The sequence below is a fragment of the Polaribacter litoreus genome (genome assembly GCF_054584775.1).
Genome location: NZ_JBTLRD010000020.1, coordinates 65,467 through 74,488, shown reverse-complemented (window position 1 = coordinate 74,488; position 9,022 = coordinate 65,467). Strand labels below are relative to the sequence as shown.

11 protein-coding genes are annotated in these 9,022 nt (G+C 30.5%); 4 read left to right on the top strand and 7 right to left on the bottom strand.

All coding sequences use genetic code 11. The features are described 5' to 3' along the window. Positions 1–126: 126 nt before the first annotated feature. From ACW9UN_RS15300 to ACW9UN_RS15285, 4 genes are all read right to left on the bottom strand, one after another. Positions 127–1,458 (bottom strand): TolC family protein, encoded by a 1,332-nt coding sequence (locus tag ACW9UN_RS15300; RefSeq protein ID WP_459487228.1) that lies wholly within the window; start codon positions 1,456–1,458, stop codon positions 127–129. A 126-nt stretch (positions 1,459–1,584) separates the two neighbouring features. Beyond that, positions 1,585–1,797, bottom strand: a complete 213-nt coding sequence (locus tag ACW9UN_RS15295; protein ID WP_459487227.1) for a CAMCR motif-containing small membrane protein — start codon at positions 1,795–1,797, stop codon at positions 1,585–1,587. A gap of 286 nt (positions 1,798–2,083) precedes the next feature. Then, positions 2,084–2,332 (bottom strand): hypothetical protein, encoded by a 249-nt coding sequence (locus tag ACW9UN_RS15290; protein ID WP_459487226.1) that lies wholly within the window; start codon positions 2,330–2,332, stop codon positions 2,084–2,086. Then, on the bottom strand, positions 2,332–2,658 hold the full coding sequence (locus ACW9UN_RS15285) for a nucleotide pyrophosphohydrolase (RefSeq protein WP_459487225.1): 327 nt from the start codon (positions 2,656–2,658) through the stop codon (positions 2,332–2,334). Before ACW9UN_RS15285 ends, ACW9UN_RS15290 begins: the two co-directional genes overlap by 1 nt. A gap of 625 nt (positions 2,659–3,283) precedes the next feature. On the opposite strand from ACW9UN_RS15285, the gene ACW9UN_RS15280 reads away from it, so the two are divergent. Genes ACW9UN_RS15280 through arsB form a run of 4 tightly spaced genes read left to right on the top strand, consistent with a single transcriptional unit; the run spans position 3,284 to position 5,838 of the window. Continuing rightward, the gene (locus ACW9UN_RS15280; RefSeq protein WP_459487224.1) at positions 3,284–3,616 is read left to right on the top strand and encodes an ArsR/SmtB family transcription factor; all 333 of its coding nucleotides are present in this window, start codon (positions 3,284–3,286) and stop codon (positions 3,614–3,616) included. Between the two features lie 48 nt (positions 3,617–3,664). Further along, positions 3,665–4,132, top strand: coding sequence for a DUF6428 family protein (locus ACW9UN_RS15275; protein WP_459487223.1), 468 nt, complete (start codon positions 3,665–3,667; stop codon positions 4,130–4,132). A gap of 23 nt (positions 4,133–4,155) precedes the next feature. After that, positions 4,156–4,788: an arsenate-mycothiol transferase ArsC gene (locus tag ACW9UN_RS15270; protein ID WP_459487222.1), complete on the top strand. Its 633-nt coding sequence runs from the start codon at positions 4,156–4,158 to the stop codon at positions 4,786–4,788. A 3-nt stretch (positions 4,789–4,791) separates the two neighbouring features. Further along, entirely contained in the window at positions 4,792–5,838 is a 1,047-nt protein-coding gene (gene arsB, locus ACW9UN_RS15265; protein ID WP_459487221.1) for an ACR3 family arsenite efflux transporter, read from the top strand. 217 nt (positions 5,839–6,055) lie between these two features. On the opposite strand, the gene ACW9UN_RS15260 is transcribed toward arsB, so the two are convergent. The 3 genes from ACW9UN_RS15260 to ACW9UN_RS15250 form a co-directional block, all read right to left on the bottom strand. Beyond that, the gene (locus ACW9UN_RS15260; RefSeq protein ID WP_459487220.1) at positions 6,056–6,820 is read right to left on the bottom strand and encodes an SDR family NAD(P)-dependent oxidoreductase; all 765 of its coding nucleotides are present in this window, start codon (positions 6,818–6,820) and stop codon (positions 6,056–6,058) included. A gap of 40 nt (positions 6,821–6,860) precedes the next feature. After that, on the bottom strand, positions 6,861–8,150 hold the full coding sequence (locus ACW9UN_RS15255; protein ID WP_459487219.1) for an MFS transporter: 1,290 nt from the start codon (positions 8,148–8,150) through the stop codon (positions 6,861–6,863). A 157-nt stretch (positions 8,151–8,307) separates the two neighbouring features. After that, positions 8,308–9,012: a FadR/GntR family transcriptional regulator gene (locus tag ACW9UN_RS15250; RefSeq protein ID WP_459487218.1), complete on the bottom strand. Its 705-nt coding sequence runs from the start codon at positions 9,010–9,012 to the stop codon at positions 8,308–8,310. Positions 9,013–9,022: the final 10 nt, after the last annotated feature.

The following is a 9,022-nucleotide window of genomic DNA, read 5'->3' as shown; positions in this document are numbered from 1 at the left end:
GGTTTGGATGTCATTTTGAGCGAAGTCGAAAAATCTATGTATTTAATTATCAATAAATAAGATTTCTCCATTACAGTCGATATGACAAATTCTAATACTTCTCAGACAGCCACTTTTTTTATATTCTTATTCTAGAACTAAATCGCCAGCATAAAATTGCAATACTTTTGTTTTAAAAACATAATCGTATTTAGAGCTAATTAAAGTGGCTTGTGCGTTTACCAAACGCGTTCTTACCTGATCAAAATCAAACTGTGTCATTGCACCAAAATTATAACGTTCTTGCGCATTTTTAAAAGCTTCTTTTTGTGATGCTAAAGATATTTTAGCTGCTTCGTAACTTTTTAAGGCAGTTCTCACATCTAAAAAGGCTTGTTCTATAGTTTGTTTTAAGTTTACTTTTTCTCTTTCTAAACTTAATTGAAAAGCTTCTTTATTGATAATAGATTGAGCTACTCTGTTTTTAGTTTGAAATCTATTAAAAATTGGAATACTTACATTAAAGCCTGCACCATAACCAAAATTATCACTTAATTGATCAAATAAAGGAGTATTCGAAAACCCTGTTGGCAAATTTAAATTATACCCATAATTTGTAGATAAACCTATAGAAGCAGATATAGAAGGCAAAAAGGAGGCTTTAGATATTTCAATACTTAAATCGGCATTTTTAATGGCTAATTTTGCTCTTTCAATTTCTGGCATTCTTTCTAAAGATTTATCATACACCATTGCAGAATTATTGTAAAATAAATTTGCTGAGGGTTGCCCAACATTTACAGCAGCCACATCAAACCCCTCTACAGGAACTTGTAACAATTGTGCTAAATTTAATAAAGCTAAATCTAAGGTGTTTTCTTGAGTAATTACGGTCTGTAAATTTGTAGCTGCAGTAGATTGTGTATTTAGTAAATCTCCTTTAGGAATTACCCCTGATTTAAATCTTGCTTCAGCAGCTTCAATTTGTTTTTTACTAATTTCGTATTGCACTTTGGCAGCCTCCAAATTTTCTTTGGCAAATAAAATATTTAAATATCCATTTACCACAAATAAAGAAATGTCATTTTCCATCTGTTTCAAATCTAACATGCTAGACTCTACTCCTAATTGTGCTTGTTTATAAATATTGGTATTTCTAAAACCATTAAACACCGTAATTCCAGAACTTGCACTTATAGAACCTCCAAAAAAACTTGTATTTACTCTATCTTGTGAAACAGGGTCAAAACCAGTACCAAAGTTTAAGTTACCACCTGTATTTGCATTTAAATTTGGTAAAAAGTTTCCTTTAGCAATGTCTACATCTTTTTTAGCCAATTCTAGACTTAATCGATTTTGCTGAATAGAAATATTTTTCTTTAAAGCTTCATCTACACATTCTTTAAGCGTCCATTGTTTTTGAGAAAATGTAGCCATTGATGTTAAAAAAGCTACAAATACGATAAGTTTGATTTTCAAAACAGGTTTGTTTTTGGTTGATTTTTATTCGTCTTAATACTACAAAAGTATATTAGTTTCTTTTGCTAGTGTTTATATGACGATTAAAAGTAAAATATGTTACAAGATTTTACTCTTATTGAAATGTTAATTTTTAACTTGCTGCTTTCTGTATCTATAAATAGCAAAAAATAACCCCCCAATTAATAGGTAAGGAAAAACCATTAAATAAGTAATACCATTATTAATGCCTTCTGCTACAGAAACATCTCCATTTTCTACAACTGCCTTACACATAGCACATTGTGCATTAATTATTTGACCTATAAAAAGGGCTACAAAAAAAATAATTCGTCTCATTATTTAATCTTAATATTTTATTGTTTCTAATACTATTTCACAAACAAGTAGCACCTGTTTATAAAATGTTTTGATTTCCTTTTTCTGATTTTATTCTGATATCATAAAAACATTATCCGTTCATAACAACAATTAATTTAAAGAACATTTTTGCATTGAACCAATACTGATTTTATACATAAAATCTAACTTATTAATAGGAAAAAACAAACTTCTAATGGCATTGAATTTACATAGTACCCTTTTAGACTTAGGCTTTATGATATTTAGTTTTCATAGTTATTCATTACTCAATATTTTTGTTAGTAACATACAAACCATAAATAATACTAGTTACCATTTTTACGCCAAAAAAAACCATCCATTTTCCATTTCTGAAATTCTCATCAGCAATAAGGTTAAAATCACCTTTAAAGAAAGCATTCCAATTTTTCCAAAGTAATGTTATTAGAATTAGAATGATAAAAAAAGGGACAAATACTTTTAAAAAATTCAACCAAAACTCTGGTAATTTAAGTTTCTCTTTAAATGTCATTATTTTAATTTTTCGTTATGATGATGACGATGATGATCTCTTTTTGTTTTAATCTCTAATTTTTTGGCAAAAGCATCTTCTAAATCAATATCGGTTTGATTTGCCAAGCATAACACAACAAACAATACATCTGCTAGCTCTTCTCCTAAATCTTTATTTTTATCCGATTCTTTTTCACTTTGCTCTCCATAACGTCTAGCAATAATTCTAGCCACTTCACCAACCTCTTCTGTTAGTTGCGCCATATTTGTAAGTTCGTTAAAGTAACGCACTCCGTGATTTTTTATCCAGTCGTCTACTTGCTTTTGGGCTTTTTGTATGCTCATTTTCTTAAATTAAAATTAGAAAAATTCTACAGTACAAAGATAAAAAGAAATAAATCCTTAAGTTTTAAAAAACATACAATTAACAAATTATCTTTAACTGCTTTTAGATAACTTAAAATAATCCCTAAGGTATAACTCCGCTAAAATTATTTTTTTTTTTAATAATAGAATGATATTGATAACTCTATACGAAAAGTTATATTTAAACAAAAAGTATAGTCAAATAAAAGAGAAAAGAATTCTACATTGCTAAACTTTCTAAACCGGCTTCTAAAAGTTTTTTTTTCTTTTAGCAATGACGTTTGTGTTTTTAGATTAAAAGATTTTTAAAATTTTAAAATCAACTTGTGTGTTTTTCATCCTATTTGGCAAGTTATCCTAGATTTGAAGTTTTAATTTTGTGAATTATTAAGTATCCTATAAAGATTTTATGATCATTTGTATTCTTTTACGATATCAGAACATATTAAAACCTAAAGACATAGCATAAAGCTGTTTAATAATTCACAAAATACTTTAAGTACTTGTAAGTTTAAAAAGCTGTTTTTTTTTAGAAACTTTAGATAAAAAACTTCACGGAATAAAATATTAATCGTAATATTGCAATCATACAATCGATATAAAAATGGGATTAGCAAAAACAGAAATATTTACTGACCAACAAAATGAAATCTCTCTTTTTGCAAAAGTATTTGGACATCCTGCTAGAGTTGCAATTTTACAACATTTGTTTAAAATTAACTCTTGTGTTTGTGGAGATTTAGTGAATGAAATTGGACTTGCCCAACCTACTATTTCGCAACACTTGAAAGAATTAAAGTATTTAGGCCTTATTAAAGGAAATGTAGAAGGTACAAGTGTTTGCTACTGCATTCACAAAGAAAACTGGACAGCAATGAAATCTGTAATGACCGAATTCTTAAACCAAGATGTAACCAATAAAGACAATTGCTGTTAAAAAATTTCAATTTATTAATCGTATTATCGCAATAAACAAATATATTTTATGAAATTATCTCAAGTAAAATCAGTATTACAAGAATTAGAAACTATAAGTTTTCAATTACCAAACGGAGATTTAGTGCCTAACCACTTTCATGTTACAGAAGTGGGTAAAATCACAAAACATTTTATCGATTGTGGTGGTACTGAAAGAAAAGAAGAGGTTGTAAACTTTCAGCTTTGGAATGCCAACGACTATGACCACAGATTGCACCCCGAAAAATTAGTGAATATTATTGAACTTTCTGAAAAACGTTTAGGTATTGATGATTTAGAAATCGAAGTAGAGTATCAAGCAGATACAATTGGCAAGTTTGACCTTGATTTTAATGGGCAACATTTTTTGTTAACCAACAAAAAAACAGACTGCTTAGCAAAAGACAAATGCGGTATTCCTACAGAAAAACCGAAGGTAAAATTAGCTGAAATTAAAACAGCAAACACTTGCGCCCCTGGAAGTGGATGTTGCTAATAATTGTAAACAAGAAACACAAAATGATAACAACACAATCAACACTATTTTTAAAAATAGAACAAGTAATCAAAGAATTAAATCCAACATCAATTTTAGCAGAACGCAAAGAAAAACTCCAACCGCTTATAGATTTTATACAGCTAAAGGTTTCAGAAAATAAAGAAATTAGAATTAACTTTATTTGTACCCATAATTCTCGTAGAAGTCATTTATCGCAAGTTTGGGCACAAACATTGGCACACTATTTTAAAATTAAAAACGTTTTTTGTTATTCTGGTGGTACAGAAGCAACAGCTCTTTTTCCAATGGTTGCAAAAACTTTACAGAATTCTGGTTTTCAAATTAATACCATTTCAAAAAACGATAACCCTGTATATAGTATTAAATATTCTGATAACGAGCATCCAATAATTGGATTTTCAAAAAAATTAGACGATAATTTTAACCCGAAATCGGAATTCGGAGCAATCATGACCTGTTCGCAAGCTGATGGAGGTTGTCCTTTTATTGCTGGAGCTGAAAAACGTATTCCTATCACTTTTGAAGACCCAAAAGTATTTGATCATACACCACAACAAGCAGAAAAATACAACGAAAGAAGTTTACAGATAGCAACAGAACTGTTTTACGTTTTTTCGCAAATAAAATCATAACAAATGACTTCAAAAAAATTGAGTTTTCTTGATAAAAACCTCACGCTTTGGATTTTTATAGCAATGGCTTTGGGTGTTGGTTTGGGGTATTTTATTCCCACATTTCCAGATATTATAAATTCATTTAGTAGTGGCACTACAAATATTCCGATTGCAATTGGTTTAATTTTAATGATGTATCCGCCTTTGGCAAAGGTGAATTATGCATTACTCCCAAAAGTTTTTAAAAACACAAAAATCCTTTCTATTTCACTTATCCTAAATTGGATCATTGGTCCTGTTTTAATGTTTGTTTTGGCAATTACATTTTTGCAAGATTATCCAGAATATATGGTTGGCCTCATTTTAATTGGTTTGGCTCGTTGTATTGCTATGGTTTTAGTTTGGAATGATCTTGCTGAAGGAAGCAGCGAATATGGAGCGGGTTTAGTTGCTTTGAATAGTGTTTTTCAAGTATTTGCATACAGTTTTTATGCGTGGATTTTTATTACTGTTCTTCCACCTTATTTTGGTTTCGAAGGTGCAATTGTAGATATTTCAATAGAAACAATTGCGGAAAGTGTGGCGATTTATTTGGGTATTCCATTTTTAATGGGAATTGTAAGTAGAATAGTATTAGTGAAATTAAAAGGAGAATATTGGTACATGAAAAAATTCATTCCAACAATTTCTCCAATAACACTAATTGCTTTATTATTTACCATTATTGTTATGTTTTCTTTAAAAGGAGAATTAATTGTAGAAATTCCTATGGATGTTATAATAATTGCGGTTCCATTACTGATTTATTTTACGCTAATGTTTATTATTGGGTTTTTCTTTACCAAAGCAACAGGAGCAGCATATGACAAAACAGCGTCTGTAGCCTTTACAGCTGCAGGAAATAATTTTGAGTTAGCGATTGCAGTTGCTATTGCTGTTTTTGGATTGAATTCTGGACAGGCTTTTGCAGGTGTTATTGGCCCTTTAGTAGAAGTTCCTGCTTTAATTTTATTGGTGAGAGTTTCTTTTTGGCTGCGAAAAAAATATTACAAAACATCAAAAAACTAATGCCTTTTATAAATTTGCAAATCAAAACAACGAAGAACCACTAGTATAGAAATTATAATAATCTACATCTTTGCTAGTACTAAAAACCGAACTGCATAAAAAAGTAGTAGATTATTATGTAAATATTTGTTGTTAATGGCACTAAAGCATAAAGTGTGTAAGTAAATTTATTTTGATATTTTTCTAGAGCAATTGAAAGATTGCTCTAGAAAAATTATTAAATTCCTAATGCTTGTCCACCACCTATTTGAATGGTTTCTGCTGTAATGAATGCAGCGTCTTTACTTGCTAAAAAAGATACTACTGAAGCCACCTCTTCTGGTTGACCTAATCTTCCTAACATAATATTGTTTTTCCAAGATGCAAATACTTCTGGCTTGGTTGATTTTATTTGGGCATGGAAAGGTGTATCAATTGTACCTGGTGATACTGCATTTACACGAATATTGTACTCTGCCAAATCTTTTGCTAGTGCTCTAGTTATGGCATGAACTCCTGCTTTTGAGGTTCCGTAAACTCCTGCTCCTGGTCCGCCTGCATTCCATCCTGCATTAGACGTATAATTGATAATTGTTGCATTTTCTCCTTTCTTTAAAAACGGAATGGCTGCTCTTGATGCAAAAAATACAGAATCCAAATTTAAAGCCATCACAAATCTGTAAAATTCGGTGGTCATTTCTTCGAATCTAGATCTACCTCCTAATCCACCTGCATTGTTGACTAAAACATCTATTTTACCATATTTCTCTCCAATACTATTGATGTTTGCTGTTACTTCTTCTTCTTTAGTAACATCAAAACCATAATACGATGCTGTGATTCCTTCTGCTGCTAACTCTTCAACTCTTTGAGCACCAGCTTCATCTTCTATTCCGTTTAATATTACTGTATAGCCATCTTTACCTAATCTTTTAGCTACTTCAAAACCTATACCGCCTGTAGCCCCTGTTATTACTGCTACTTTTGTTTGTGTTGTACTCATTTTTACTTAATGTTTTACTTGTGTTGTTATTTGTTTGTTTTTAATCTTCTACTGATTTAATTTCTCTTGCGAAATAATAAATTGCCCCTAAGCCTAATGGTACAAAAACAGCAATGGCAACAAAAATTGGTGTATAAGAAAAATTCTCTTGTATAATTGGTACTAAAAAGTTCATCAATATTACCGAAAAAACACCGATCATACCTCCTAAACCCGCTAAAGAACCTACAGATTTACCACTAAATAAATCACTTGGTAAAGTTTGTACATTTCCAATTGCGAATTGGAAACCAAAAAGTACAAAGAATACAATTGCCACAAAACGCTCTGGAGAATCTCCAAACATTACAGTTGCAACTAATCCTAAAAACATTATTAGACCACCAATTAATATGGTTAATTTTCTTCCTTTATCTATTGAATTTGTTTTTGCAATAATTCTACCAGAAACAAATCCTCCAGCAATACTACCTAAAGCAGCTCCTACATAAGGCACCCAAGCAAACATACCAACCTCTTTTACATTAAAGCCGTAAACATCTGCTAAATAAAGTGGCATCCAACCTACAAATAACCACCAAATTGGTTCTAAGAAAAAACGTCCAACAACAATGGCCCAAGATTCTTTGTAAGATAAAATCTGTTTTAGTGTTAAACCTTTAGTTTCTTCTGTAGCATCTTGATCTGCTTTACTCTGTCCTTCAACAATATATTTTTGTTCTTCTGGTGTTATCCATGGGTGCTTTTTTGGACCTGCTTTATTGATTAACAACCAAGGAATAATCCAAACTAAACCAAAAGACCCCACTACCATAAAAGTTGTTCTCCATCCGTAAGCAACAAAAAGTGTTGCTATAAATGGTGGTGCAATTACAGAACCTATAGAAGCACCTGCATTAAATAAACCTTGTGCAATGGCACGTTCTTTAATAGGAAACCATTCTGCATTACTCTTAACACCTCCAGGCCAGTTACCCGCTTCTGAAAGACCTAGTGTACTTCTAAAGAAAGTAAGCCCTACAAGACCGCGTACTGTTGAATGTAAAAATGAAGATAAACCCCAAACACCAATACTGATTACGTAACCAATTCTAGTACCTACTTTATCAAAAAGTTTTCCTGAAAATAATTGACCAAGTGCATAAAATACCATGAAGATATTTAATATTAACCCATAATCGCTTTTTGTAAGATCTAATGAACCAGAAATCGAATTTGGTTGATCATTACTACCCCACATAATTGCTAGAGCACTTCTATCGATATAATTTATTACTGTAGCTATAAATATAAGCCCAATAATAAACCACCTTAATCCTTTAATTTTCATACTATTATTATCTAAAGATTTATTATTTTTTTGGTTTACCAGTTTGGTTTACCAAATTTAACGTTTTTAAATTAAATTCTACTATCTAAAAAAAATATTTTTTTAAATTTATTGTAATAGAAAATAAATAAGCTGTTTTTTGAATATTTACAAAACGCTACTCTATATTATAGCAATAGTTGTAAAGCTCTTTAAAATGATCTTTCATTTTTTGTTTTGCTAACTGCGGATTTTGTTTTTCGATAGCATCGAAAATTGCTCTATGATCTGCAATACCTCTGTGAGATAAATCAGCATCACATATGTGATGTTTCTGAAAATTGATGATAATTTCTGGTGTAATGATTAACATAAACGTATTCATAGTGCTGTTACCAGAAGCTTTTGCTATTGCAAGATGAAATAATAAATCTTCTTGAACTGCATCTTTACCATTTAACACCTTACTTTCATAAGCTTCCATGGCTTCTCTCATCTTTTCTAAATCACCTTGAGTTCTCCTTGTTGCTGCAAGTCTTACTGTTTTTAATTCTAATAAAATTCTTGTTTCTACTAAAGATCTAAAATCAGGATCTTCTAATCTTAATATATCTTCAATCATACCATTCATGGCTATAACCCCAATATTTGCTACGAAGGTACCACTTTGGGGTATTGATTTTAATAACCCATAAAATTCTAACTTTTGAATTGCCTCTCTAACATTGCTTCGAGTTACTTGAAATTTATCTGACAGCATTCTTTCAGAAGGTAATTTATCACCTGGCTCTAAGTTCTTAAAGTTTATTAAGTCTCTTATTTTAGAAATAATATCTTTTTGAATTGCTGAATTATCTGACTTTGTAAGTATCTCTAACTTCATAATTAGGTTT